General features: G+C 73.3%; 18 protein-coding genes. 12 read left to right on the top strand and 6 right to left on the bottom strand.

The features are described 5' to 3' along the window. The first annotated feature begins 43 nt into the window (after positions 1–43). The 3 genes from OO52_RS10350 (at position 44) to OO52_RS10360 (ending at position 5,227) form a co-directional block, all read left to right on the top strand. Positions 44–1,084 carry an SMI1/KNR4 family protein gene (locus tag OO52_RS10350; protein ID WP_030657912.1) on the top strand — a complete coding sequence of 347 codons (1,041 nt, stop codon included), beginning with the start codon at positions 44–46 and terminating at the stop codon, positions 1,082–1,084. Positions 1,085–1,094: 10 nt separating this feature from the next. Then, complete coding sequence (locus tag OO52_RS47045) at positions 1,095–4,136, top strand: SUKH-4 family immunity protein (RefSeq protein ID WP_078876744.1); 3,042 nt, start codon at positions 1,095–1,097, stop codon at positions 4,134–4,136. A gap of 203 nt (positions 4,137–4,339) precedes the next feature. After that, on the top strand, positions 4,340–5,227 hold the full coding sequence (locus OO52_RS10360; RefSeq protein ID WP_030657910.1) for a cellulose-binding protein: 888 nt from the start codon (positions 4,340–4,342) through the stop codon (positions 5,225–5,227). Between the two features lie 16 nt (positions 5,228–5,243). Here the strand turns inward: OO52_RS10360 and OO52_RS10365 are convergent, their stop codons facing one another. From OO52_RS10365 to OO52_RS10375, 3 genes are all read right to left on the bottom strand, one after another. Beyond that, a complete protein-coding gene (locus OO52_RS10365) occupies positions 5,244–6,878 on the bottom strand; it encodes a cation acetate symporter (RefSeq protein ID WP_030657909.1) in 1,635 nt (544 codons plus the stop codon). Continuing rightward, positions 6,875–7,336: a DUF485 domain-containing protein gene (locus tag OO52_RS10370; RefSeq protein ID WP_030657907.1), complete on the bottom strand. Its 462-nt coding sequence runs from the start codon at positions 7,334–7,336 to the stop codon at positions 6,875–6,877. Before OO52_RS10370 ends, OO52_RS10365 begins: the two co-directional genes overlap by 4 nt. 186 nt (positions 7,337–7,522) lie before the next feature. Then, positions 7,523–9,019 (bottom strand): MFS transporter, encoded by a 1,497-nt coding sequence (locus OO52_RS10375; protein WP_030657904.1) that lies wholly within the window; start codon positions 9,017–9,019, stop codon positions 7,523–7,525. A gap of 446 nt (positions 9,020–9,465) precedes the next feature. Here OO52_RS10375 and OO52_RS10380 point away from each other — a divergent pair, with 446 nt between their 5' ends. The 4 genes from OO52_RS10380 (at position 9,466) to OO52_RS10395 (ending at position 16,995) form a co-directional block, all read left to right on the top strand. Beyond that, positions 9,466–10,254 (top strand): ABC transporter ATP-binding protein, encoded by a 789-nt coding sequence (locus tag OO52_RS10380; RefSeq protein WP_030657902.1) that lies wholly within the window; start codon positions 9,466–9,468, stop codon positions 10,252–10,254. Continuing rightward, the gene (locus OO52_RS10385) at positions 10,251–12,833 is read left to right on the top strand and encodes an ABC transporter permease (RefSeq protein ID WP_030657900.1); all 2,583 of its coding nucleotides are present in this window, start codon (positions 10,251–10,253) and stop codon (positions 12,831–12,833) included. Before OO52_RS10380 ends, OO52_RS10385 begins: the two co-directional genes overlap by 4 nt. Before the next feature lie 228 nt (positions 12,834–13,061). Further along, positions 13,062–16,592: a transcription-repair coupling factor gene (gene mfd, locus OO52_RS10390; RefSeq protein WP_030657898.1), complete on the top strand. Its 3,531-nt coding sequence runs from the start codon at positions 13,062–13,064 to the stop codon at positions 16,590–16,592. 28 nt (positions 16,593–16,620) lie between these two features. Then, a complete protein-coding gene (locus OO52_RS10395; RefSeq protein WP_030657896.1) occupies positions 16,621–16,995 on the top strand; it encodes a MerR family transcriptional regulator in 375 nt (124 codons plus the stop codon). A 250-nt stretch (positions 16,996–17,245) separates the two neighbouring features. Here OO52_RS10395 and OO52_RS10400 read toward each other — a convergent pair whose 3' ends face one another. After that, entirely contained in the window at positions 17,246–18,007 is a 762-nt protein-coding gene (locus OO52_RS10400) for an SDR family NAD(P)-dependent oxidoreductase (protein ID WP_030657894.1), read from the bottom strand. A gap of 219 nt (positions 18,008–18,226) precedes the next feature. Here OO52_RS10400 and OO52_RS10405 point away from each other — a divergent pair, with 219 nt between their 5' ends. Together OO52_RS10405 and OO52_RS10410 are read left to right on the top strand one after the other, a co-directional pair. Next, complete coding sequence (locus OO52_RS10405; protein ID WP_030657892.1) at positions 18,227–18,943, top strand: HNH endonuclease family protein; 717 nt, start codon at positions 18,227–18,229, stop codon at positions 18,941–18,943. Positions 18,944–19,006: 63 nt separating this feature from the next. Beyond that, positions 19,007–19,750, top strand: coding sequence for a hypothetical protein (locus tag OO52_RS10410; RefSeq protein WP_030657890.1), 744 nt, complete (start codon positions 19,007–19,009; stop codon positions 19,748–19,750). Between the two features lie 63 nt (positions 19,751–19,813). Here OO52_RS10410 and OO52_RS10415 read toward each other — a convergent pair whose 3' ends face one another. Both OO52_RS10415 and OO52_RS10420 read right to left on the bottom strand, forming a co-directional pair. Then, positions 19,814–20,566 carry a hypothetical protein gene (locus OO52_RS10415; RefSeq protein WP_030657887.1) on the bottom strand — a complete coding sequence of 251 codons (753 nt, stop codon included), beginning with the start codon at positions 20,564–20,566 and terminating at the stop codon, positions 19,814–19,816. A 115-nt stretch (positions 20,567–20,681) separates the two neighbouring features. Further along, positions 20,682–21,392 (bottom strand): hypothetical protein, encoded by a 711-nt coding sequence (locus tag OO52_RS10420; RefSeq protein WP_030657885.1) that lies wholly within the window; start codon positions 21,390–21,392, stop codon positions 20,682–20,684. 188 nt (positions 21,393–21,580) lie between these two features. On the opposite strand from OO52_RS10420, the gene OO52_RS10425 reads away from it, so the two are divergent. The 3 genes from OO52_RS10425 to OO52_RS10435 all read left to right on the top strand — a co-directional run bounded on the left by OO52_RS10425 (position 21,581) and on the right by OO52_RS10435 (position 26,380). After that, complete coding sequence (locus tag OO52_RS10425) at positions 21,581–24,004, top strand: N-6 DNA methylase (protein ID WP_030657883.1); 2,424 nt, start codon at positions 21,581–21,583, stop codon at positions 24,002–24,004. A 190-nt stretch (positions 24,005–24,194) separates the two neighbouring features. Then, positions 24,195–24,851, top strand: a complete 657-nt coding sequence (locus tag OO52_RS10430; protein WP_030657881.1) for a hypothetical protein — start codon at positions 24,195–24,197, stop codon at positions 24,849–24,851. Positions 24,852–24,868: 17 nt separating this feature from the next. Further along, the gene (locus tag OO52_RS10435) at positions 24,869–26,380 is read left to right on the top strand and encodes a serine/threonine-protein kinase (protein WP_199819908.1); all 1,512 of its coding nucleotides are present in this window, start codon (positions 24,869–24,871) and stop codon (positions 26,378–26,380) included. Positions 26,381–26,403: the final 23 nt, after the last annotated feature.

Genomic DNA, 26,403 nt, shown 5'->3' on the forward strand with positions numbered 1-26,403 from the left:
ACCGCCGTTCAGGCCAGAGAGAACGCCGCAGGGGGCAACCGCCATGACGACAGGTCGGCTCGGGCTGGGTGCACCGCCCAGCGGCCAGGCCGGGGGGCAAGCCGCGCCGCCGAACGCGGCCTACGCCGGGCAGGTCGTGCACTTTCCGGATCCGGTCCGGGCGGCACGTCACCCGAGAGGGGTACGGGTCGATGAGCGGGGTCACCCGGATTTCTCGCCGTACGCGCGTGTGGCGGTGGAGATCGCCGAGCCGCCGGAGGGGTTCGGGGTCGACGAGTTGCGGCTGACGGACTATGTGTCGGCGAACGCGGCGCTGGCGGCGGCGGGGCACGAGTTGTGGGACACGGTGCCGGATGTGGCGACGCCGCACGGCTGGACGTGGCATCACGTGGCGGGTACGCGGCGGCTGGAGCTGGTGCCGGTCGAGGTGAAGGCGCTGCTGCGGCATCACGGCGGGGTGGCGACGGCGCCGGTGGACCACGGCAAGCGGGGTACGCGGCCGTTGCAGGAGTCGCGGCCGGCGCACTTCGGGTTGCCGAAGTCGGGTGTGGCGGTGACGGAGGCGCAGGTGCAGGGGGTCGAGGAGGACCTCGGCTACCGGCTGCCGGGTGCCTACCGCTCGTTCCTGAAGGCGGCGGGTGGCTGCGCGCCGGTCGGTACGGCGCTGGACGCCGAGTTGGGGCTGCTGCTGGACCAGCCGTTCTTCACGGTGCGGGACGAGGCCGCGGTCAATGACCTGGTGTACGTGAACAAGTGCCTGCGCGACCATCTGACGAAGGACTACCTCGCGGTGACCTTCGTGCAGGGCGGGCTGCTCGCGGTGAAGGTGAAGGGCGAGCGGGTCGGTTCGGTGTGGTTCTGCGCGTACGACGATGTGCGGGACGTGGATCCGTCGTGGTCGCCGGCGGAACGGGTGGAGCGTCTGCTGCTGCCGTGCGGCGACGACTTCGACGCGTTTCTGTCCCGGCTGGCCGGTAGTCCGCCGGAGTTGGAGACGGTGGCCCATCTGATGGTGGACGGTGGTTTCGCCCGTGTCGTCCCGGTGTCTTCCGGCTCGGCGTCTTCCGGCCCGGTGGGGGAGTGAGCTGCAGGCGATGGTGACGTACGCGCAGGCGCAGGAGCGCGCCGAGGAGTGGATCAACGGCGACGTGCCCGCGTACCAGCACCGTGAGGTGCGGGTGCGGGAGTTCGAGCTGGGGTTCGTGGTGTGGGGTGAGGACCGGGCGGAGGGCCCGCGTTCGGACGCTGGCGGCCAGCGGCTGGTCATCGCCCGGGACAGCGGGGAGGCGACGCTCTGGCCCGCGCTGCCGGTGGGTGAGGTGATCCGCCGGTACGAGGAGGAGTACGGCCGCGCCGACGAGCCGCGGGACGCGGTGCCGGCGCCGGCCGCCGCGCGGCTGGACCTGAACCAGACGTCGTTCCTGCTGACGCCTCCGGAGTGGTTGCAGGAGGCGGCGGACAAGCTGGGGCTGGGGGAGCGGCGTACGGAGGGGGCGGGTTCGCCGGTTCCGGTCGCGGATTCGTCCGCTGACGCCGGTTCAGCGTCTGCTGGTGCTCCGGTTGCTGACGGCGGTTCGTCTGGCGGTACGGCTTCGGGCGCGGCTTCTTCCGGTGCTGCGGTCTCCTCGGGTGGGAGCGGGCCGGCCGAGACGCAGGCCGGGGTGCCGGCGGGAGCGGATGTGCCCGTGGGGGCCACGCCGTGGGCCGGTACCGACACGAACGCCGGGTCCGGTGAGGACGACCGTTCCGTGCCGTTGCCCGCGACGGTGTTCGCGCCGCCGTTGAGCGACGCGGACGAGGCGCCGCGTCCGCCGGCGGTCGCTGCGGACGCGCCGACCGCGCTGATGTCGGGCGGTAGCCAGCTCCCGCCGACGGCGGTCGCGCCGGCACTCGATCTGCCGGGCGCGCAGGATGGTGCGCCCGGGGCGCCTGTCCCGCAGGGTGCCCCGGGTGTCGGCCAGGGCAGTGTGCCCCCGCAGCCGGGCACGCCGGCGTACGGCCATCCGCACGTTCCGCCGGCCCCGGGCACGCCCCCGGCGGGCGTACCGCCTTACCCGCCGGCGCAGGGCACTCCATCGCCGCCCCCCGCGCCCGCCGGTGCGCCGGGCGCCCCGGCGTACGGCTACCCGCAGGGGCCCGGCGCTCCGGGGTACGGCTATCCGCAGGCGCCGGGTGGTGCCCCGCACGCGCCGCAACCTCCGGGGGCCCCGGGCTCCCACGCGCGGCGGCTCGCGCCGAACGCGGGGGACATCGCGGACGCCGCGACGAGCAAGGCGGCGCCGCCGAAGAAGGGGCGCGGTGGTGTGGGCGCGCCGCCTCCGCCGCCGGGCGCCCCGGGAGCGCCGGGCGCGCGCCCGGGGAGCGCGGCGACGCCGTCCGCGCCGGGTGCGCCCGCGGGCGGGTACGTGCCGACGCAGCTCGTGTCGTCCCTCGGGCCGGAAGGTCCCGAGGGGCAGGTCGGTCCGGGGGACGCGGACGGGGCGCGGACGCCGGGCGGTACGCCGTCGGGCGGTGCGCACCACGCGGCCACGGTCCTGGCCGACCCGAGCCGGCTGGGCGGCGGCACACCTCAGCCTCCGGGTGCGCCGGGTGCCCCGGGCATGCCGGACCCGTCCGGCGCCCCTGCGGCTCCGGGAGCTCCGGGCATGCCTCCGGCGCCGCCGGCGCAGCAGGCTCCCGGTGCCCCAGGCGCCCCGCAGCCTCCGATTGCTCCCGGTGCCCCCGGCACCCCCTCCGCTCGCGGTGCCGTGCACCACGCGGAGACCGTGCTGGCCGCTCCGCCGGTGGCCGGGCCGGGCGTGCCCCCGCCGCCCGCCCCCGGCGCCCCGGGCATGCCCCCGGTGCCGGGCGCCTCCGCCATGCCTCCCGGCACTCCGGGCGGTCAGCCGCCGATGCCTCCGGGCCCTGGTGGTCAGCCGATGCCTCCGGGCCCTGGTGGTCAGCCGCCGATGCCTCCGGGCTCTGGTGGTCAGCCGCCGATGCCTCCGGGCCCCGGAGGTCAGCCGCCCATGCCGCCCGGCGTCGGCGGTCAGCCGCCCGTGCCCCCCGGTACCCCGGGCGCACCCGGCATGCCCCCCAGCGCTCCCGGTGTCCAGCCCCCCGTGCCCCCGGGTGCCGCCATGCCCGGGCAGGCGCCGGCGTACGGGTATCCGCAGCAGGGGCAGCCGACGGTCGGTCCCGGTTATCAGGCCGTGCTGCGGTACCGCGCGCAGGACGGGTCCGAGCAGCAGCTGATCCGGCGTTCGGCGCCGGGGACGCCGCACCCGGAGTGGCAGATCTTCCACGAGCTGCGGGCCATGAACGTGCCGCCGGACCAGGTGCTGGAGCTGCACACGGAATTGGAGTCGTGCGAGCTGCCGGGGGCGTACTGCGCGCGGATGATCCGGGAGCAGTGGCCGCAGGCGCGGATCGCGAGCATCGCGCCGTACGGCACGGACCACGCGAGCCGGCAGCAGGGCATGCGGCAGTTGCTGGCGCACCAGGGCGAGTTGCACCAGGTGGCGGACGGTCCCGCGCGGCCCGCGCCGGTGCGGGCGCCGCTGCCGCCGGTGCAGGCCGCGCCGCCGGTGCCCCCGGAGGGGATCGCGCAGGAGCTGGCCGGGGCGTTCGGGCCGGGGATCTTCCGGTTCGAGCAGCAGGCGGTGTCCCGGCAGGGCGTGCCGCCGATCGTGGCGCACACGCTGGTCGTGGCGGGGCTGCCGCTGGACATGGGCCCGTTCTTCTGGGCGCAGGCGCAGCCGGGCCGCCCGGTGCCGACGCTGGCGGAGCTGGCGGCGGAGCGCGGGGTGCGGCCGGCGCCGGACGCGGGGTCGTACCTCGTCATGGGCACCGACTTCGGCAAGGCGATCTGTGTGCAGTACGGGACGGCGAACATCGTGGCCGTGCCGGTGGAGGCGGGGCCGGGCGGTGCGCCGGTGCCGCCGCAGTTCGTGAACACCGGGCTGCCGGAGTTCACCCGGTGTCTGGCGTTGCTGGGCCGGATGTGGCGGCTGCGGTACGGGCTGAACCAGGAGCAGGCGGGCCGCTGGACCGTCGACTTCCAGGCGCAGCTCGCCGCCCTCGACCCGGCGGCGCTCGGTTCGCCGGAGAGCTGGTGGTCGGTGCTGCTGGAACAGATGTGGGACGGGCTGTTGTAGTGCAGCCGCCGCCCGGTCGCCGGGTGTGAGCATTCGGGCCCCGCACGCGCGTGCGGGGCCCGACGCGTTCCCTCACAGGGGCCGTTCGGAGCACCGGCGTGACGTATCTGCGGAGTGTCGCGTTATGAACCCCTACTTCCGATACATCAAGATATGCACGAAATCATCCTGTCGTGCAGGTCCGGTGGAGAGGGGTCCCCAGGGTGAGCAGCGCATCGATGCCACCGCACGGCTTCGCGACCGTCCGGGGGCGTGGCTACCGTCCCGACCAGGTCGAGGCGTACCTGGAGGCGCTGTCCGAGGACCGGGACGCCGCCTGGGAGCGTGCCGCCCGGCTGACCGTGCTCGCCAAGGACATGGGGGCGGAGGCCGCGCTGTTGCGCGAGGCCGTCGAGCAGCTCCCGCCGCAGACGTACGAAACGCTCGGGGAACGCGCCCGGCAGCTGTACCAGTTCGTGCTCGACGAGGCGGACCACCTGCGGGAACGTGCCCGGAAGGAAGCCGAGGAGGAGATCGAGCGGGGCAAGGCGGACGGCGAGCGCGTACTCCAGGAGGCGCGGGAGGCGGCGGACGCGGTCCGCGCGGAGGCCGACGAACGCGCCCGTCAGTGGCTCCTCGCGGTGCAGATCGAGGCCGACGGAATCCGGGTGGCTGCCCGGCGCGCGGTGAAGTCGGGGCGCATGGAGGCGCTCGCGGAGTTGCGTGAGGCGCGTCGGCGTACCGACGGCATGCTCGCCGAGCAGTCCCGGGAGCACGCCGCGCGCTGGGCCCGGGCCGAGCGGGAGGAGGCCGAGCGGATGGCCGCGCTCGACGCCGGGCACGCCGGACGGGCGAGCCGGGCCGAGGCCGCGCTGGCCGAGGCCGAGCGTGCCCTCGCGGACGCCGAGGAGTACGCGCGCCGCTCCCCGGAGGAGGCGCGCGCGCGTGCCGACGAGATCATCGCCGAGGCGCGCGCGCAGGAGGAGCGCATCGCCGGGGAGACGGAGCAGGTGCTGCGCGAGCACGGCGAGCTGTGGGACGACATGCAGGCGCACATGGACTCCGTGCGCGACAGCCTCATCTCGCTGACCGGCCGGGTGGTCCTGGAGTAGCCGTCCGGACCGGCGGTCAGCTCCCCTTCCTTACCGCCCCGGCCAGGATCCACCCCTCCACCGCCTCGTACTGGTGCCGCTGCCGCTCCGCCTTCGCCCGGCCGGACAGGACCGTGCCGAGCCAGCCGAAGAAGAAGCCGGCCGGGATGGAGACGATGCCGGTGGTGGTGAACGGGAACCAGTTGAAGTCGGCGCCGGGGAACGCGGACACCGGCGACCCGGAGACGAGGTTGGTGCCCGGCATGAGCAGCAGCACGGTCAGCGAGCCCCCGATCAGCGTGCCCAGCAGCCCGCCGCGGGTGTAGCGGCGCCAGAAGAGGCCGTAGACCAGGGCGGGGGCGAGGGCGGAGGCGCCCAGGCAGAAGGAGAGCGTGACCAGGGGCTGCAGGCTGTGGTGCTGCACCAGGGTGGCCAGCAGGATCGTCGGCACTCCTATGGCGAGCGCCGAGACGCGGGCCAGGGTCATCTCGCGGCGGGCCGGCATCTCCTGCACCCGGGCGGCGAACACGTCGTGCGCGAGGGAGTTGGCGCACGCGAGGATCATCCCGGCCACCGAGGCGAGCAGGGTCAGGAAGAGCGCGGTGGTGACCAGGGTGAACAGGAAGGTCTCCGCCGTCGACACGTCGGTGCCGAACACCGCGCGCGAGCCCATCAGGTACGCCGTGTTGCCCTGCGGGTCGGCCGCGGAGATCGCCGTACGCCCGAGCAGGGCCGTGGCGCCGAACCCCACCACCGTGATGACGAGGACGAACAGGGCGACCAGGGACACCGCCCAGGACATCGAGCGGCGCACCTGGCGGGCGCTGGAGGCGGTGTACATGCGCATGGTGATGTGCGGCAGGCAGGCGACGCCGAGGACGACGGTCAGCTCCGAGGCGATCATGTCGACGCGGCCCGTGGGCGTGGTGCCGAACTCCAGCCCGGAGCGCAGGAAGGCCGGCCCGGCGCCGCTGTGCCGCGCGGCGGCGGTGAACAGGGCGCCCGGGTCCCAGTCGAAGCGGCGCAGGACCAGGAGGGCGACGACGGCGCCCGAGCCGATCAGCAGCACGATCTTCAGGATCTGGATGAGCGCGGTGCCCTTCATGCCGCCGATCGCGGCGTAGGCGATCATGAGGAGGCCGAGTCCCACGACGCATCCGGTCTTCAGGGACTCGTTGGTGAAACCGAGGATGAAGGCCATGAGCTGTCCGGTTCCGGCCAGTTGGACGAGCATCAGCGGCAGCAGCGCGGCGATGGTCACCGCGCAGGCCGTGATGCGTACGCAGCGCCCCGGCAGCCGGCGGGCGAAGGCGTCGCCCATGGTGAACCGGCCCGCGTTGCGCAGGGGTTCGGCCAGCAGGAACATCAGCAGCATCAGCGACAGGGCCGTGCTGAGGGCGAGGACGACACCGTCGTAGCCGCACAGGGCGATCACTCCGCCGGTGCCGAGGACGGTGGCGGCGGAGATGTAGTCGCCGGCGATGGCGAGGCCGTTGCGCAGCGGGGACAGGGAGCCGTAACCGGTGTAGAACTCGTCCAGGTCGTCCCGGTCGGGGCCGGTCATCACGCACAGCAGCAGGGTCACGGTGGCGGCGGTGGAGAAGGCGACCAGGGACATGGTCTGCGCGGAGTCGCTGAAGCCGGTGGATGCCGCACCGGCGGCGCCCGTCATCGGGTCGCTCCGCGCCGCGCGTCCAGTTCGGCGTGCCTGCGGATGCGCTCGGCGAGCGGATCGACGTGCCGGCGCGCGGTGTGCTCGTACAGGGCTATCGCCAGCCAGGTCACGGGGAGTTGGACGAGGGCCAGCAGCAGCCCGGCGGGGATGCCGTCGGCGACCGTGCGCGTCATGACGCCGGGCGCGTACGCGGACAGGACGAGGAACAGCGTGAAGTAGCCCAGCGCGGTGAGCGTGGCGGTGCGCCGCTGCCAGCGGTAGGCGCTGCGCAGCACGCGCAGGTCGCTGTGGCGGCCGAGGGGTTCGCGCGGCGCCCGGCGGACCGGGCGCGCCGGTTCGGGTGGTTCGGGCGGCTGCCAGGGGTAGGTCGGCCGCGCCGGGTACGACGGCCCGGACGGGGGCGGAGAGTACGAAGGGCCGGGTGAGGGGAAGGGGTGCGGCGGGTCGTAGGACATCCCGGGGCTCCTTGCGTGGCTCGGGTCCGTGGCGGCGGACCGCAGGGAGGTGGGGGAGCTGAGCCACGCACGCTACTCGCGCGTCGCGGGCCGCGCGGCGTTTTCACCGAACTGGCCGGTCGGTATGCGCTTTCCCCGGGGAAACGGGTCCGACCTGGGGTGTTACCCGCGTTAACCCGCTCGCGGTCAGTCCTGGAGCACCGGGAACCGCCGGGGCGCCACCAGCAGCAGCACCACGAAGGCCACGGCCGCCGCGCCCGCCGCCCCGAGGTAGACCGCGTGGACCGCGCCCGCGATGGCCCGCCGGGTCGCCTCGGGGGCGGTGCCGGCGTCCAGCGCGCGCGTGACGGAGTCCAGGTCACCCGCCCCGCCGAGCCGCGCGGCCAGCACGCCGTTGGCGACGGCGCCGAACAGGGACGCGCCGAGGGTCTGGCCGGTCTGCCGGCAGAACAGGACGGACGCGGTCGTGGTGCCCCGCTCCGACCAGCCCACGGTCGACTGCACCCCGACGATCAGCGGTAGCTGGAACAGCCCCAGCGCCCCGCCCAGCAGCAGCATCAGCAGCGTCGGCTGCCACCACGACCCGGGATACGGCAGGAACGGGAACGCGAACAGGATCAGCGCCGCCAGGCCGATGCCGAGCAGCGCGGTGTCCCGGAAGCCGATCCGCCGGTAGACGTGCTGGCTGAGCGCGGCCGACACCGGCCAGCTCAGCGTCCACACCGACAGCACGAACCCGGCGGCCACCGGCGCCAGCCCGAGCACCGACTGCGCGTACGTCGGCAGGAACACGCTCGGCGCCACCATCAGCAGCCCCAGCGCGCCCAGCGCCAGATTGACGGCCGCGATCGTCCGGCGCCGCCACACCCAGCCCGGGATGATCGGCTCCGCGGCCCGCCGCTCCACCCACACCACCACGGCGGCCAGCAGCAGACCCGTGCCGAACAGGGCCAGCGACGGCGCCGACAGCCACGGCCACGCCACCCCGCCCTGCACCAGCGCGGTCAGCAGCACCCCGCCGCACGCGAACACCGCGAGCGCGCCGGCCCAGTCCACGCGCGCGCGGCGCGCCCCCTCCCGCTCCGGCTCGTGCAGATGACGGACGATCAGCCACAGGGCGGCGGCGCCGATCGGGAGGTTGACCAGGAAGATCCAGCGCCAGTCGGCGTAGGTGGCGAGCACCCCGCCGAGCCCGGGCCCGGCCACCGCGGAGACCGCCCACACCGTGGAGAGCTTGGACTGGATCTTCGGGCGCTCCGCCAGCGGGTACAGATCGGCGGCCAGCGTCTGCACCGTGCCCTGCAACGCCCCGCCGCCCAGGCCCTGCACGATCCGGAACGCGATCAGCGCCCCCATGTTCCAGGCCGCCGCGCACAGCAGCGAACCGAGCAGGAACACGGCCGCGCCGACCACCAGCACCGGCTTGCGGCCGAAGGTGTCGGACAGCTTGCCGTACACGGGGAGCGTGACGGTGACGGCGAGCAGATAGCCGGAGAACAGCCACGAGAAGACGGAGAACCCGCCGAGGTCGCCGACGATCTGCGGTACGGCCGTGGAGACGACGGTGGAGTCGAGCGCGGCCAGTGCCATCGCCAGCATGAGCGCGGCTACCACAGCGCCCCGCCGCCTGGTGCCCTGCCGCCGGCCGGCTCCGTCGCGTATCGCCGGTGTCGTACTCCCCACCGCACACCCCTCCCGTGGCCCCTGACGGACGCTACCCCGTGCCCCCTGCACGTATCACCGGGACGACAGCTTCCCACGGCGGGCGGGGGCTTGACCCTGACGCGACGGAAGGGTGGAGGCTTTCCGCACCGAAGGGTGGAGGGGACCCCGAGAACGGCTCCACCCGGCGGTGGAGCACCCCTAGGGGTTCCTCCGTACTACGGCTCGGGGAGGGTTCGTCCCGGCGGAGGACGAGACCGGCCGGGGACGTTCCTTAACCTGGCTTTACGCCGTTGGGGGGCGGCGGACCGCACCGGCGGGGGTGGGGATTACCCCCCGGAAAGACGGGGCTTCGCACCAGCGCGCGGCACCCTCGCCGACCGCGAGACTCATCGACGTAACCCAGGACGACGCCCGGAGCACCGGGACATCGACCACGACCTGTCAACCGACATAGGAGACATACCGTGACTTCGGCTGTGACCATTCCCAGGCACGGGGGCACTGGAGGGACTACGGCCGTCGCCGCGCGGGCGCGGCAGGTCGTGAAGGCGTACGGGTCCGGCGAGACCCGTGTCGTCGCCCTGGACCACGTCGACGTGGACATCGCCCGCGGCCAGTTCACCGCGATCATGGGCCCCTCCGGGTCCGGCAAGTCCACCCTGATGCACTGCCTCGCCGGCCTGGACACGGTGACGAGCGGTCACATCCACCTGGCCGACACCGAGATCACCGGCCTGAAGGACAAGAAGCTCACCCAGCTGCGCCGGGACCGGATCGGCTTCATCTTCCAGGCGTTCAACCTGCTGCCCACGCTGAACGCGATCGAGAACATCACGCTGCCCATGGACATCGCCGGCCGCAAGCCCGACCGGGCCTGGCTGGACCGCGTGGTGGAGACCGTCGGACTCGCCGGGCGCCTCAAGCACCGCCCCACCCAGCTCTCCGGCGGCCAGCAGCAGCGCGTCGCCGTGGCCCGCGCGCTCGCCGCCCGCCCGGAAATCATCTTCGGGGACGAGCCGACCGGGAACCTCGACTCGCGCGCGGGAGCCGAAGTGCTCGGCTTCCTGCGCCGCTCGGTGGACGAACTCGGCCAGACCATCGTCATGGTCACCCACGACCCCGTGGCCGCCTCCTACGCCGACCGCGTGCTCTACCTCGCCGACGGCCGGATCGTCGACGAGATGTACCAGCCGACGGCCGAACAGGTCCTGGACCGCATGAAGGACTTCGACGCCCGGGGGCGCACGTCATGACCGTGCTGAAGACCTCGATGCGCAACTTCCTCGCGCACAAGGGCCGCATGGCGCTGTCGGCGATCGCGGTCCTGCTGTCGGTGGCGTTCGTGTGCGGCACGCTCGTGTTCACCGACACGATGAACACCACCTTCGACAAGCTGTTCCAGGCCACGTCCTCGGACGTCCAGGTCAGCGCCAAGGGCTCCTCCGACACCGGGGAGACCACCTCCCGCACCGGCAAGCCGCCCGTGCTGCCCGCCTCCGTCGTCGGGAAGATCCGCGAGGCCCAGGGCGTCAGGTCGGCCGAGGGCACGGTGTTCTCCACCTCGGTCACCGTCATCGACGCCGACAAGGACAAGCTGTCGCCCACCAGCGGCGCGCCCACCATCGTCGGAAGCTGGAACGGCAACGACGCCCGCACCATGGAGATCACCTCCGGTACGGCGCCCAAGGGCCCGGACCAGGTGATGATCGACGCCGACACCGTCGACAAGCACCACCTGAAGCTCGGCGACGAGATCGGCGTGATCACGGCCGTCGGCACGCACCACGCGCGCGTGTCCGGCATCGCCGCCTTCAAGGTCACCAACCCCGGCGCCGCGATCTTCTACCTGGACACGAAGACCGCCCAGCAGACCCTCGTCGGCCGGACCGGCGTCTACACCAACGTCAACGTCACGGCCGCCGCGGGCGTGACCGACGCGCAGCTGAAGAAGAACGTCACCGCCGTCCTCGGGCACGACTACAAGGTGCAGACCGCCAAGGAGGTCGCCGACGCCAACCAGAAGAGCGTCGAGAGCTTCCTGAACGTCATGAAGTACGCGATGCTCGGCTTCGCCGGGATCGCCTTCCTCGTCGGCATCTTCCTGATCATCAACACCTTCTCCATGCTGGTCGCCCAGCGCACCCGCGAGATCGGCCTGCTGCGCGCCATCGGCTCCTCCCGCAAGCAGGTCAACCGCTCCGTACTCGTCGAGGCGCTGCTGCTCGGCGTCATCGGCTCGGTGCTCGGCGTCGGCGCGGGCGTCGGCATCGCGATCGGCCTGATGAAACTCATGGGCCAGATCGGCATGAACCTGTCCACCGACGACCTCACCGTCGCCTGGACCACCCCCGCGATCGGCCTGCTCCTCGGCGTGGTCGTCACCGTCCTCGCCGCCTACCTGCCCGCCCGGCGCGCCGGCAAGGTCTCCCCGATGGCCGCCCTGCGCGACGCGGGCGCCCCGGCCGACGCCAGGGCCGGCGTCGTCCGGGCCCTGATCGGCCTGCTCCTGACGGCCGCCGGCGGCTGGTGCCTGTACACCGCCGCCACCGCCGACCAGGCCAAGACCGGCTCGGGCTGGCTGGGCCTGGGCGTGGTGGCCACGCTCATCGGCTTCGTCGTCATCGGCCCGCTGCTCGCCGCCGGACTGGTCCGTGTCCTCGGCGCGGTCATCCTGCGGATCTTCGGGCCCGTGGGCCGCATGGCCGAGCGCAACGCGCTGCGCAACCCGCGCCGCACCGGCGCCACCGGCGCCGCCCTGATGATCGGCCTCGCCCTGGTGGCCTGCCTGTCGGTGGTCGGCTCCTCCATGGTGGCCTCGGCCACCGACCAGCTCGACAAGACCGTGGGCACGGACTTCATCATCCAGGGCGACCAGGAGTACAACCTGATCAAGCCGCAGATGGTGGAGAAGATCAAGGACACTCCCGGCCTGGAGCGGGTCACCGAGTACAAGCTCCTGGACGCGTCCCTGACCACGCCGGACGGCCGGGTCTCCAAGAAGGAGACCATCAACGCGGCCGACCCGACCTACGTGCAGGACCTGCGCACCAAGACCGTCGCCGGTGACCTCGCCGACGCCTACGGGCCCGACTCGATGTCCGTCTTCGAGGGCTTCGCCAAGGACCACGGCATCAAGATCGGCTCCACGGTCGCCGTCCACTTCGAGGACGGCCGCACGGCCAAGCTGACCGTCCGCGCGATCACCAGCGACGAGGTCGTCGTCGACAAGGGCGCCATGTACGCCTCCATCGCCACCGTCGCCAAGTACGTCCCGGCCGACCGGATGCCCCTCGACCAGCTTATGTTCGCCACCGCCAAGGACGGGCAGGAAGCCGCCGCCTACAAGGCGCTGAAGTCGGCACTGCGCGACGACCCGGCGCTGACCGTGCGCGACCAGACCGACTACAAGCAGGCCCTGAAGGACCAGATCAGCCAGCTCCTGAACATGATCTACGGCCTGCTGGCGCTCGCGATCATCGTCGCGGTCCTCGGTGTGGTGAACACCCTGGCCCTGTCGGTGGTCGAGCGGACCCGGGAGATCGGCCTCATGCGGGCCATCGGCCTCTCCCGCCGCCAACTGCGCCGCATGATCCGCCTGGAGTCCGTGGTGATCGCCGTCTTCGGCGCCCTGCTGGGCCTCGGCCTCGGCATGGGCTGGGGCGCGACCGCCCAGAAGCTGCTCGCCCTGGAGGGCCTGAACGTCCTGGAGATCCCCTGGCCGACGATCACCGGCGTCTTCATCGGCTCAGCCTTCGTGGGCCTGTTCGCCGCGCTGATCCCGGCCTTCCGCGCGGGCCGCATGAACGTCCTGAACGCCATCGCGACGGACTAGCCGCGCAGGCTGGGCCGACGGCCACCGCACACGGGGGTTGCGGAGGAGGACCCGGTGCCGGGAAGTCCTGGGGGACTTCCCGGCACCGGGTCTCCGCGCTGTGCGGTCGCCCGGGGTTGTCCACAGGCTCCCGCACCGCCGCCGCCACCGTCGTACGCTGGACAGCCCCGGCCCGTCACACGAGTCGGGCCCTTCGTGTTGCCGACCCCCTGGACGGAAAGCCCCTCCATGAGCCTGCACGGTCTGCTCGACGCCGTAGTCAAGGACCCCGCCCTCGCGGAAGCGATTCAGGCGGCGGCGGACGGCAACCGCCCGCACGTCGACCTCGTCGGCCCCCCGGCCGCCCGCCCCTTCGCGATCGCCGCCCTGGCCCGTGAGGCCGGCCGCCCGGTGCTGGCGGTCACCGCGACCGGCCGGGAGGCCGAGGACCTCGCCGCCGCCCTGCGCTCCCTGCTGCCCGAACAGGGCGTCGTGGAGTACCCCTCCTGGGAGACCCTCCCGCACGAGCGGCTCAGCCCCCGCAGCGACACCGTCGGCCGTCGCCTCGCCGTCCTGCGCCGCCTCGCCCACCCCCGCCCCGACGACCCCGAGACCGGCCCGGTCTCCGTCGTCGTGGCCCCCGTGCGCTCCGTGCTCCAGCCGCAGGTCAAGGGCCTCGGCGACCTGGAACCGGTGGCCCTGAGGACCGGCCAGAGCGCCGACCTGAACGATGTCGTCGAAGCCCTCGCCGCCGCCGCCTACGCGCGCGTGGAGCTGGTCGAGAAGCGCGGCGAGTTCGCCGTACGCGGCGGCATCCTGGACGTCTTCCCGCCTACCGAGGAACACCCCCTGCGCATCGAGTTCTGGGGCGACGACGTCGAGGAGATCCGCTACTTCAAGGTCGCCGACCAGCGCTCCCTCGAAGTCGCCGAGCACGGCCTGTGGGCGCCCCCGTGCCGCGAGCTGCTGCTCACCGACGACGTCCGCGCACGCGCGCGTGCCCTCGCCGAGGAACACCCGGAGCTCGGCGAACTCCTGAACAAGATCGCCGAGGGCATCGCGGTCGAGGGCATGGAGTCCCTGGCCCCGGTCCTCGTGGACGACATGGAGCTGCTGCTCGACGTCCTGCCCAAGGGCGCCATGGCCGTCGTCTGCGACCCGGAGCGCGTCCGCACCCGCGCCGCCGACCTCGTCGCCACCAGCCAGGAGTTCCTCCAGGCGTCCTGGGCGGCCACCGCCGGCGGCGGCGAGGCCCCGATCGACGTCGGCGCGGCCTCCCTGTGGTCCATCGCCGACGTCCGCGACCGCGCGCGCGAGCTGGACATGATGTGGTGGTCCGTCTCGCCGTTCGCCGCGGACGAGGAGCTCGACGCGGACACCCTCAAGCTCGGCATGCACGCCCCCGAGACCTACCGCGGCGACACCGCCCGGGCCCTCGCCGACACCAAGGGCTGGCTCGCCGACGGCTGGCGCACGGTCTTCGTCACCGAGGGCCACGGCCCGGCCGCCCGCACGGTGGAGGTCCTCGGCGGCGAGGGCATCGCCGCCCGCCTCGACTCCGACCTCGGCGAGCTGAGCCCGTCGGTGGTGCACGTCTCCTGCGGCTCGATCGAGTACGGCTTCGTCGACCCGGCGCTCAGACTCGCCGTGCTCACCGAGACCGACCTGTCCGGCCAGCGCGCCGCCGGCCGCGACGGCACCCGCATGCCGGCCCGCCGCCGCAAGACCATCGACCCGCTCACCCTGGAACCGGGCGACTACATCGTCCACGAACAGCACGGCGTCGGCCGCTACATCGAGATGGTGCAGCGCACCGTGCAGGGCGCCACCCGCGAGTACCTGGTCGTGGAGTACGCGCCCGCCAAGCGCGGCCAGCCCGGCGACCGCCTCTACATCCCGACCGACCAGCTCGAGCAGATCACCAAGTACGTCGGCGGCGAGGCACCCACCCTGCACCGCCTGGGCGGCGCCGACTGGACGAAGACCAAGGCGCGCGCGAAGAAGGCCGTCAAGGAGATCGCCGCCGACCTGATCAAGCTCTACAGCGCCCGCATGGCCGCCCCCGGCCACGCCTTCGGCACCGACACCCCCTGGCAGCGCGAGCTGGAGGACGCCTTCCCGTACGCGGAGACCCCGGACCAGCTCACCACCATCGCCGAGGTCAAGGAGGACATGGAGAAGTCGGTCCCCATGGACCGCCTGGTCTGCGGCGACGTCGGCTACGGCAAGACCGAGATCGCGGTGCGGGCCGCCTTCAAGGCCGTACAGGACGGCAAGCAGGTCGCCGTGCTCGTCCCCACGACGCTGCTGGTGCAGCAGCACTTCGGCACGTTCTCCGAGCGGTACGGGCAGTTCCCGGTGAACGTGCGCGCCCTGTCCCGCTTCCAGACCGACACCGAGGCCAAGGCCGTCCTGGAGGGCCTGAAGGACGGCTCCGTGGACGTCGTCATCGGCACCCACCGCCTGTTCTCCTCCGAGACCAAGTTCAAGGACCTCGGCCTGGTCATCGTCGACGAGGAGCAGCGCTTCGGCGTCGAGCACAAGGAGCAGCTCAAGAAGCTCCGCGCCAACGTGGACGTCCTGACCATGTCCGCCACCCCGATCCCGCGCACCCTGGAGATGGCGGTCACCGGCATCCGCGAGATGTCCACGATCACCACACCCCCGGAGGAGCGCCACCCGGTGCTCACCTTCGTCGGGCCCTACGAGGAGAAGCAGATCGGCGCGGCCATCCGCCGCGAACTGCTGCGCGAGGGCCAGGTCTTCTACATCCACAACCGCGTCGAGTCCATCGACCGCGCGGCGGCCAGGCTCCGCGACATCGTCCCCGAGGCACGCATCGCGACGGCCCACGGCCAGATGTCCGAGTCCGCGCTGGAGCAGGTGGTCGTCGACTTCTGGGAGAAGAAGTTCGACGTCCTCGTCTCCACCACGATCGTCGAGTCCGGCATCGACATCTCCAACGCCAACACCCTCATCGTGGAACGCGGCGACACCTTCGGCCTGTCCCAGCTCCACCAGCTTCGCGGCCGGGTCGGCCGGGGCCGCGAGCGCGGCTACGCGTACTTCCTGTACCCGCCGGAGAAGCCGCTGACGGAGACCGCGCACGAGCGCCTGGCGACGATCGCCCAGCACACCGAGATGGGCGCCGGCATGTACGTGGCGATGAAGGACCTGGAGATCCGCGGCGCCGGCAACCTGCTCGGCGGCGAGCAGTCCGGTCACATCGCGGGCGTCGGCTTCGACCTGTACGTCCGCATGGTCGGCGAGGCCGTCGCGGACTACCGGCGGCAGCTGGAGACCGGCGGGGTCGAGGAGGAGCCGCCGCTGGAGGTCAAGATCGAGCTGCCGGTCGACGCGCACGTCCCGCACGACTACGCGCCCGGCGAGCGCCTGCGCCTCCAGGCGTACCGCTCGATCGCCTCGGCCAACTCCGAGGAGGACATCAAGGCCGTCCGCGAGGAACTCACCGACCGCTACGGCAAGCTGCCCGAACCGGTGGAGAACCTGCTGCTGGTGGCCGGGCTGCGGATGCTCGCGCGGGCGTGCGGCGTCGGCGAGATCGTCCTGCAGGGCACCAACATCCGCTTCGCGCCGGTGGAACTGCGCGAGTCGCAGGAGCTGCGGCTCAAGCGGCTCTACCCGGGCACGGTCATCAAGCCCGCCGCGCACCAGGTGCTGGTCCCGCGCCCGAAGACCGCGAAGGTGGGCGGCAAGCCGCTGGTCGGCCGCGAACTGCTGGCCTGGGTCGGCGAGTTCCTCACCTCCATCCTGGGGTGACGGCGCGTGTACGCGGACGGGGGCGCGCATGCGGATCGGTGAGCTGGCCGAGGCCACCGGGACGACACCGCGCGCCCTGCGCCACTACGAGCAGCAGGGCCTGATCACCTCCGCGCGCACCGCAAACGGCTACCGCGCGTACGACACCGGTACGGCCGTCCGGGTCCGCAACATCCGCCGGCTGCTGGAGGCGGGCCTCACCCTGGACGACGTACGGGTGTTCCTGCCCTGCCTGGACGGCGACCTCACGGCCGGCCCGGCCTCCGCCAGGGCACTTCGGGTCGCCCGGGACCGGCTGGCCGTACTCGACGCGCGCATCGCGGCCCAGACGGCGCTCAGGGAACGGCTGGCGGGGGCGTTGCGGGAGGCGGGGGAGTCGGTCGCCTCAATCGACGGTTCCTGAGCGGGCGTCGACTGGATCGGTGGGGCCCTGAATTCGGGGCCCTGGGTAGTGGGGCCTTGCAGCGGAGGGGCCCTGGATCGGTGCACCCTGAACCGGCCGGGGCCCCCTGGAAAAGCGGCCGGTGCCGTCGATGGGTCGGGCGGGGCTCCTGGAACGGCCGGTCCCCCGAAGCGGCGGGCCGCCGGATTCGGCCGGGTCCCGGAATCGCGGGAGTTCCCACAAGGAGGCCAGGCCCCCGGAACCGGCCGGGTCAGGCGACCACCGCCCCGCCGTCCACGGGCAGGACCACCCCCGTCACGAACGACGCCCCCGGCGAGGCGAGCTGGGTGATGGCCCAGGCCACCTCCTCGGGGCGGCCGATCCGGCCGAGCGGGGTGTGGTCGAGCTGCCACGCGCGGAGCGCGGCGCGCTGCTCGGGGGTGTAGCCGGAGTGGTCGGCGATCGGGGTCTCGATCGCGCCCGGGGCCACGGCGACCACCCGGACGCCGTGCGGCGCCAGCTCCACCGCCCAGCTCCGGGTGAGCGTCTCCAGGGCCGCCTTGCCCGCCGCGTACAGGGAGTTGCCGGGCCACGCGCGCTGGCCCACCGCGGTGGTCACGTTCACCACGACACCCCGGCTCTCGGTCAGCGCGGGCAGCGCGGCCTGGGTGAGCAGCACGGGCGCCAGGAGGTTGGTCTCCAGCAGCGGTCGCACCGACGCGCGCGTGTAGCCGCGCAGCGAGTCGGCGGTGACGACGGCCGCGTTGTTGACGAGCACGTCGATCCGGCCGTACCGCTCCAGCGCGGCCCGCACGACGCTGCCGGGCCCGTCCTCGCGGGTCAGGTCGGCGGACAGGGGGGTGATCCCGGGGTGCCCCTCGGCGGTCTCGGCCAGGGGCGCGGACCGGCGGCCGACGGCGACGACCCGGGCGCCCCCGGCGGCGAACGCGCGCGCGGTGGCGCGGCCGATGCCGGTGCCGGCGCCGGTCACGAGGACGGTACGGGGACCTTGGGAGTGGCTGTTCTCGCTCATGCGAGGATCGTCGGACCCTGACGCCGGTGACAAGGTCAAGCCGGCCGGGGCGCGCGCGGACGGAGACGGGCCGTCAAATTCCCAGTCCGCGCCCGATTTGCTTCCCGACGACCCCTTTGCGCTCGCATCTGATCGGCCATGGGGGGAAGTTACGGTGGTGAGCGGAACGATCCGCCCGCGCCCGCGGGGCGGAACCAGGGTGAGCGAGGGAGACGCACCGTGACGCGTCCGAGGGGTGGAACGGCCATCGCCGTGGCGGTGCTGGTCGTCGTGACCGGCTGCACGGCCGAGCAGACCGGGGGGGCCTCCGGGCCCGCGAAGGGCCAAGGCGGGGGCGCGGCCCTGGCCGCCACCGACTCGCTGACCGTCAAGGGGCGTGCCCCGAAGACCGGTTACGCCCGTGAGCGGTTCGGCACCGCTTGGGCGGACACCGACTCCAACTCCTGCGACACCCGCGACGACATCCTCAAGCGCGACCTGAAGGAGGTGCGGTTCACCGGCGGCCGCTGCAAGGTCTCCTACGGCCTGCTGGACCCCGACCCCTACTCCGGCAAGGACATCACCTACCGGCGCGGCCGCAGCCAGGTCGACATCGACCACGTCGTCGCCCTGTCCGACGCCTGGCAGAAGGGCGCCAAGTACTGGGACGCCGGCAAGCGCATAGCGCTGGCCAACGACCCCCTGAACCTCCTCGCGGTCGACGCGAGCACCAACCGCGGCAAGGGCGACGGCGACGCGGCCACCTGGCTGCCGCCCAACAAGTCCTACCGGTGCGCCTATGTCGCCGCCCAGGTCGCGGTCAAGAAGAAGTACGGCCTGTGGGTCACCGCCGCCGAGCGGACCGCCATGAGGAAGGTCCTCGCCGGCTGCCCGGACCAGAAGCTCCCCACCGGCGGCAACCCCACCAAGGCGCCCGAGCGCTTCCGGGCCCGGTGACCCGTCCGGCCGCCGGCCGAAACCGCTGTCCCGCCCGGGCACGTACCGCCTACCGTGACCGTCATGGACATCAAGGTGAGCAGCCTCGCCGAGCGGCCCGACCGGCTCCCGGCGGTGCTCGGCATGACCGACACCTGGCCCGAGTTCGTCACCCACGACCTCGTGGGCAACGCCCACTACGGCCGCATCCCCACCGAACTGCCGGAGTACACCCTGTTCGCCGAGGACGCGGACGGCCGGGTCGTCGCCCACGCCTACAGCGTGCCGTTCGCCCTCGGCCTGGACGGCCGGCGCACCCTGCCGGCCCGGGGCTGGGACCAGGTCCTGGTGTGGGCCTTCGCCGACCTGCGCCACGGCACCCGCCCGGACACCGTCAGCGCCGTCGCGGTCACCATCGCCCCGCACGCCCAGGGCCGGGGCCTGTCCTCCGTCATGCTCTCGGCGATGCGCGACAACGCCCGCGCCCGCGGCTTCCGCGAGGTCGTCGCCCCCGTCCGCCCGAACGCCAAGCACCGCGAGCCGCACACCCCGATCGCCGAGTACGCCCACCGGGTCCGCCCCGACGGACTGCCCGAGGACCCGTGGCTGCGCGTGCACGCCCGGGCCGGCGCCACCATCGACTCCATCGCCCCGGCCTCCATGACCGTGACCGGCTCGCTGGAGGAGTGGCGCCGCTGGACCGGGCTGCCCTTCGACACGGCGGGCGACGTCGAGGTGCCCGGCGCGCTGGTCCCGGTCCGCTGCGAACCGGAGCACGGGTACGCCGTCTACACCGAGCCCAACGTATGGATGCGCCACCCACTGTGACCCCGCGCCGGGCCCCCTCGGCACCGGCCGTTCCCGCGCGCCGGCTGTCTCAGCCGTCGGCTGTCACAGCGCGTCGAGGTCGACGATCTCGCCCGTGGGCTTCTTCGCGGGCACCGGCTTGCCGTAGTCGACGAACGACAGGTGCTCCGGCTGCTTCCCGCCGGACACGCTGTCGACCCGCAGCAGGTACGGCTTGCCCTCGGTCGCCACGTACGCCGTGTAGCGCTCCTTGCCGTCCTTCTCGTGCAGGGTGATCGCGGGCGTGCCGTCGACCCGCGTGGTCTTCCCGCGGGTGGTGCCCGCCGTGCCGCCGCTGCTCATGTCGCCGAGGACCGAGTCCAGGTCGCAGAAGCTCGCGATGTCCTTGGCGTCCTGGCCCTTCACGGCCATCTTGGTCCACTTGCCGGCCAGCATGTCCACGGCCGCCTGCGTGTCCTCCTTGGACTCGCCCTTGCTCTGGGCGCGCAGGAACGCCGCGTCGTACTTCATGTAGACGGTGCTGCCCGTCTTGATCAGGTCAGCCTTGCCCTGGCCGTCCATCCTCATCGTGCCGGCGCACTCGCCCTTGTGGTCGATCGCCATGTCGATCTCGATGACGCCCTTGCTCTCGTCGTCGGTGACCCGGCCCTTCAGCCGCACGGACGTGGCGTCCGTGGTGGTCTTCAGGGCGCGTTCGGCGATCTGGCCGCCGCTCATCCCGGCGAACGGGCCCTTGGGCTTGCTGTCCGCCGAGTCCTGTCCCGGCAGGCAGCCGGTGGTGAGTCCCGCGGTGGCCGCGGCGGCGAGACAGAGGGCGGCGAGTGCGGTGCGACGCATGACAGTTCCTTGCTGGAGAAGTGGATGGTGAGCGGGGAGCCGCAGGGCTCCGTGGGGTGTGGTGGTGCGGGGCCGGCGCGGGGTGTCGAACCCCGCGCCGGGATGAGCGGAGGGGTCAGGCCTTCTTCCAGGTGCCGCAGTCGTTCGTCTTGAAGTAGGCGTCCGACGGGCTGATGGTGACGACGGCCGTGCCGGTGACGTTGTTGTTGGCGATGATCGAGTCCAGCCCGTGGCCGGCGTCCTTCGTACGCTCCCAGTAGCAGGAGTCGTCGGCGTTGCCGGCCGACCTGTAGGTGCCGGGCGCGATGTCCGTACCGACCTTGAACATGCCCCCGTCGCCGTCCATCGAGGAGGCGGGCGTGCCCTTCGCCTTCGGGTCCACGGCCTCCCAGTCCTCGCAACCGCTGGACTTGAACAGCTTGTCGGTGGGCTTGACGGTCACGTAACTCGTGCCGCTGACGTTGTCGTTGGCGAGCATGGAGTCCAGTTCGCCGGACGCGTCCTTGGCGCGCTCCCAGTAGCACATGCCGTCGTCGTTGCCGGTCGTGCGGTACGTCCCCGGCTTCACGTCGGTGCCGACCTGGTACTCGCCGTCGCCCCCGAAGGCGGCCTTCTTCTCCTCGGCCTTGGCGTCGGCCTTCTTGGCGTCCCCCGAGCCCCCCGAGCCCTTCCTGCCGCCGGACTCGTGCTCGGCCGACGCGGAGGACCCCTTGTCGCCACCGCCGGAACCGCCGTCCTTGCCGTCGCTGCCGGCGTTGGCGGACACGGCACCGATGACGACGATCCCCACGACGGCACCGAGCGCGACTTTGGCCTTCATACCCATGGCGAACCCCTCCCCAAATGCTGCGGCCTCCCCCTCCGGTGGCCGCTCGTTCGCTGGGTCAATAAGACCAGAGCCTGTGAACCGAGTCAACACGATTCACAGACCGACACGAGTACACGCCGTGAACCACGAGATCTTGTGTACGTCGGTATGCTCGGTGCTCACATGGGACGAGGGGAGCGGGGCCGGTGCAGGACAACGCGACAGAGGTGACCGCGGCCGGTATCGCGCGGCTGGCCGGAGTGGGCCGGGCCGCCGTCAGCAACTGGCGCCGTCGGCACGCCGACTTCCCGAAGCCGGTGGGCGGCACCGAGACCAGCCCGTCCTTCGCGCTCGCCGAGGTGGAGGCCTGGCTGCGCAAGCAGGGCAAACTCGCCGAGGTGCCGCTGCGCGAACGCGTCTGGCAGCAACTCGCCGGGCACCCGGAAGGACCGCTGACGGCCCTGGTGCACACCGGCTGCGTACTGCTGCTGATCCACGAGCGGCCCACCGTCTGGCTCGACGCGAGCGCGGGCTCCGACGCCCGGCTGGCCGCGATCCTGTCCGGGGCACTGGATCAGGTGCTGATCCCGCGTCTCGGCGGGCCGGCGGGGTCGGCGGGGTCGGCCGGGCGCGGGGCTGGGGTGAAGCCGGCGTCTGAGGCCGGTGGTGTGAACCGGGGGCCGCGGGCCGGTGGTGTGAACCCGGGCGCTCGGGCCGCCGGTGTGAACAGCGGTCCCGGCTCTTCCGGTGTGAACGTCGGTGTCGATGCCGCCGGTGTGAACGCCGGTGCCGAGGCTGCCCGTGTGAACCCGGCTCTCCCGGCCCCCGCTGTGAACACCTCGCAGACGCCACCGCCCGTGAGCCCCCCGCCAACTATTCACACAGCAGAGGCCGTTCACACCACCCAGGTCGCACCGGTCGCCCAGGCCCCGTCCACCCCGCAAGCGACCTCGGCCACCCGAGCCACGTCCACCCCGCAGGCCACCGCAGCCCCCCAAGCCATCTCCGCCCTCCGCACCCCCACCGGCCCCCAACTCCTCCTCTCCGCCCCCCTCCTGCGCGGTGCCGCCGAACTGGCCGCCGAGACGGGGGCGCGGCAGGCGTTCGAGTTCCTGCTGGGCCGGCACCTGGACGCCAACCCCCGCCAGTACACGCTCACACCGGCCGAACTCGCCGGACTCATGGCCGACCTCGCCGGCCCGGCCCGCACCGTCCTGGACCCGGCCTGCGGCACCGGCGCCCTGCTGCGCGCCGTGGCCACCCGCCCCGACCAGGAGCTGTACGCCCAGGACAGCGCCCCCGAACTCGCCGCGATCAGCGCGCTGCGCCTCGCGCTGCACAGCCGGGCCACCGTCCGCGCCGCCGCCGGCGACACCCTGCGCGCCGACGCGCACCCCGGGCTGCGCGCCGACGTGGTCCTGTGCCACCCGCCGTTCAACGAGCGCAACTGGGGCCACGACGAACTCGCCTACGACCCCCGCTGGGAGTACGGCTTCCCGGCCCGCACCGAGTCCGAACTGGCCTGGGTGCAGCACGCGCTGGCCCGGCTGACCGACGGCGGCACCGCCGTGCTGCTCATGCCGCCGGCCGCCGCCTCCCGCCGTTCCGGGCGCCGGATCCGCGCCGATCTGCTGCGCCGGGGCGCGCTGCGGGCCGTGGTCGCGCTGCCGGTCGGGGCGGCACCGCCGTACAACATCCCGCTGCACCTGTGGGTGCTGCGCCGGCCCGACCGGACGCCGGCGACGCCCGAGGTGCTGCTCGTGGACACCGGGAGGTTCGCCGGGGAGGGGCGGGGCGGCCCGGACTGGGAGGCGGTACGGGAGGCCGTGACGGACGCCTGGGGTGCCTTCACGCGCGCGGGGCGGCTCGCGGAGCGGCCGGGGCTAGCCCGTTCCGTACCGGTCATCGACCTCCTGGACGACGACGTGGACCTGGCACCCGCCCGCCATCTGCCGCCGGTCGCGGTGGCCGACGGCGCCGAGCAGCTCACCCGGGTGCGCGAGCGCCTGGGCGCGACCCTGCGCCTGACCGCCGACCTCACCCCGCCCCCGGCCGACCCGTCGCCCGCCGCGCGCTGGCCGCTCACCACGATCGGTGAACTCGCGCGCGGGGGCGCGCTGGTGATGCGCACCGGCGGGAACGGCGGCCACGCGCGCGTGCCGGTGCTCACCGACCATGACGTCCTCGCCGGAACGGCGCCTTCGGGCACGCTTCCGGAGAGCGAGGAGGAGGCCGTCCTGACCGAGCCGGGCGATGTCGTCGTACCGGTGCTCGGCGGGGGGTCGGTGGCGCGCGTGATCGACGAGGCGACCGGGGGCGCGGTCCTGGGGCGCAACCTCGTGCTGCTGCGCCCGGACCGGACGGCGCTCGAACCGTGGTTCCTCGCCGGGTTCCTGCGGGGTACGGCCAACAACCGGCAGGCCAGCAGCTACGCCTCCACGGCGACCCGGCTGGACGTGCGCCGGCTGCACCTGCCCCGGCTCCCGCTGGAGGAACAGCGGCGCTACGGCGAGCGGTTCCGCGCGCTGGACGAGTTCGAGCGGGCGCTCAGGCAGGCGAGCCGGCTCGGGGAGCAGCTCGTGCGCGGGATGTACGACGGACTGACGGACGGCACGGTCGCACCCGACTGAACCCGGCCCGGGCCGAACGGGTCCGGCCGAACCGCGTGAAGCGACCGAACCGTGTGAAGTGATCAGTGCGACAACGGTTCGGTACAACCCGGGACCGGTTGTCCTTGTCGGCCTATACGCTCGGACTCCGACCGGGACACCGTCCCGTCGGCGTCCGTCCCCATCGGTCCCACTCGGTCCAGGAGCAGTCATGTACGGCCACGGCGCGGTGCCGCCTCCCCGTAGCGGGGGAAAGGTCATCTCCCTGCGCGTGATGTTCGCGGCGGCCGGGGCTCTCACGTGCGGACTGCTGTCGTGCCTGCCGTTGTTCCGGGTGGCCTTCGTGCGGGGCCGCGGGCTGGACTGGCTGACCGCCTGGCTGAGCCTGCCGCTGTCCATCACCGGGTTCGTGGTGGTCGGTGAACTGCCCGAGGAGGACTGGCGCAGCGACCTGGCGCTGAGCCTGCTCCTGCTGCTCGGCGTGGCGTCCGCGGTCTACTACCTGGTGGTGGACATCCGGCTGCACCAGGACCAGCGGTTCGCCGGGTTCGCCCACACGCACGCCCCCACCCACGCCCCGCCCGGACCCTACGGCTTCGGGCACGCGGCACCGCCGTACACGACGCCCGTACCGGCCCCGCAGCACCCCGTACCGCCCGCGCACCCCACGCCGGTACCCCAGCCGCACACCCGGATACCCGGGCCGTCCCACACCGGCACGGTACCCCCGGTGCCCGTGCCCCCGGCCGAGCCGCCCCAGCGTCCCGCGCCCGCCCGCATCGACCAAGTACGCGCCGAACTGGACGAGCTCAGCGACTATTTGCGCCGGCACGACGGACACGAGGGCCATGGCGAGGGCGGACGGTGACCGTGACGACAGGACGCATGGTCGCCGACCGTTACGAACTGTCCACGCTGATCGGGCAGGGCGGCATGGGCCAGGTCTGGACGGCCTACGACCGCCGGCTCGACCGGCGCGTGGCGGTGAAGCTGCTGCGCCCGGACAAGGTGGCGGGCCAGGAGGCGGACGAGCTGCGCCGCCGGTTCGTGCGCGAGTGCCGGGTGACCGCGCAGGTGGACCACCCGGGCCTGGTGACCGTGCACGACGCGGGCAGCGAGGGCGAGGAGCTGTTCCTCGTCATGCAGTACGTCGACGGCGCCGACCTCTCCGACCACCTCGCCGAGCACGACCCGTACCCGTGGCAGTGGGCGGTCGCGGTGGCGGCGCAACTGTGCGCCGTGCTGAGCGCCGTGCACGCCGTGCCGATCGTGCACCGCGACCTCAAGCCGCGCAACGTGATGGTGAAACAGGACGGCGCGGTCACCGTCCTCGACCTGGGCGTGGCCTCGGTGATGGACACCGACACCACCCGCCTCACGCACACCGGCTCCCCGATCGGCTCGCCCGCCTACATGGCGCCGGAGCAGGCGATGGGCGGCGCGGTCGGCCCGTACACCGACCTGTACGCGCTCGGCGTGCTGATGCACGAACTGCTCAGCGGCGAGGTGCCGTTCGCCGGCTCCACGGCGCTGGGTGTGCTGCACCGGCACCTGTACGAGCCGCCGCTGCCCGTGCGCCGGATCCGCCCCGAGGTCCCCGAGGCGCTCGAAACCCTGGTGCTGCGGCTGCTCGCCAAGGACCCGCAGCACCGGCCCGCGTCCGCCCAGGAGGTGTACGAGGACCTGGCGCTGCTCCTGCCCCCGCGCGGGACGCCCACCGGGGCGCCCCTGGACCCCACGCGCCCCTTCCTGCGCCCGCACGCCCCCTGGCCGGACCGCGCGCGCACCCCCGCGCCCCAGCCCGCACCCGTCGCGCCGGCGCCGCCGGCCGAGAAGCCCGATGTCGCCGCCGCCGTGGACGAGGTCAAACGCCTGCTGGGCGAGGGCCGTATCACGCAGGCCGTCGACATCCTCGGCGCGATCCTGCCGGCCGCCGCCGAGCAGCACGGCGAGCACTCCCCGGTCGTACGCACCCTGCGCAAGCAGTACGCGGCCACGCTCATGGACGACGGCCAGTACCGGCGCGCGCTGCCCGAACTGCGCCGGCTCGCCGACGAACGCGCGGCCGAGGCCGGCCAGGCCGACCCGCAGTCGCTGCGCTACCGCTACGAGGCCGCGCAGTGCCTGGAGCAACTGGGCGAACCGGCGGCGGCGCTCGCCGAGTACCGGGCGCTGCTGCCGTACTACGAGAACCAGTACGTCTCCGGGGACCCGCAGCTCGCCCACGAGGTGCGCCGCCGCATCGGCCATCTGCTGCTCGCCCTCGGGGACCGGCCGGCCGCCCACGACACGCTCGCGCGGCTCGTCCTGGACGTCGAGCGGCTGCACGGCCCCGGCCATCCGCTGGCCGTGGAGGTCCGCCGCACCCTCCAGTGGCTGGGGCAGGTCCGCGGGTAGCAGCGCGGAGATTTTGCCCGGCC

This window comes from Streptomyces flaveolus, from assembly GCF_000716535.1.
GTDB lineage: Bacteria > Actinomycetota > Actinomycetes > Streptomycetales > Streptomycetaceae > Streptomyces > Streptomyces flaveolus_A.

Coding starts and splice junctions, on each gene's coding strand:
- OO52_RS10365 (WP_030657909.1), bottom strand. CDS start 6,878: ATGACGGGCGCCGCCGGTGCGGCATCCACCGGCTTCAGCGACTCCGCG.
- OO52_RS10400 (WP_030657894.1), bottom strand. CDS start 18,007: ATGAGCGAGAACAGCCACTCCCAAGGTCCCCGTACCGTCCTCGTGACC.
- OO52_RS10435 (WP_199819908.1), top strand. CDS start 24,869: ATGGTCGCCGACCGTTACGAACTGTCCACGCTGATCGGGCAGGGCGGC.
- OO52_RS10370 (WP_030657907.1), bottom strand. CDS start 7,336: ATGTCCTACGACCCGCCGCACCCCTTCCCCTCACCCGGCCCTTCGTAC.
- mfd (WP_030657898.1), top strand. CDS start 13,062: ATGAGCCTGCACGGTCTGCTCGACGCCGTAGTCAAGGACCCCGCCCTC.
- OO52_RS10395 (WP_030657896.1), top strand. CDS start 16,621: ATGCGGATCGGTGAGCTGGCCGAGGCCACCGGGACGACACCGCGCGCC.
- OO52_RS10410 (WP_030657890.1), top strand. CDS start 19,007: ATGGACATCAAGGTGAGCAGCCTCGCCGAGCGGCCCGACCGGCTCCCG.
- OO52_RS10350 (WP_030657912.1), top strand. CDS start 44: ATGACGACAGGTCGGCTCGGGCTGGGTGCACCGCCCAGCGGCCAGGCC.
- OO52_RS47045 (WP_078876744.1), top strand. CDS start 1,095: ATGGTGACGTACGCGCAGGCGCAGGAGCGCGCCGAGGAGTGGATCAAC.
- OO52_RS10415 (WP_030657887.1), bottom strand. CDS start 20,566: ATGCGTCGCACCGCACTCGCCGCCCTCTGTCTCGCCGCCGCGGCCACC.
- OO52_RS10430 (WP_030657881.1), top strand. CDS start 24,195: ATGTACGGCCACGGCGCGGTGCCGCCTCCCCGTAGCGGGGGAAAGGTC.
- OO52_RS10420 (WP_030657885.1), bottom strand. CDS start 21,392: ATGGGTATGAAGGCCAAAGTCGCGCTCGGTGCCGTCGTGGGGATCGTC.
- OO52_RS10385 (WP_030657900.1), top strand. CDS start 10,251: ATGACCGTGCTGAAGACCTCGATGCGCAACTTCCTCGCGCACAAGGGC.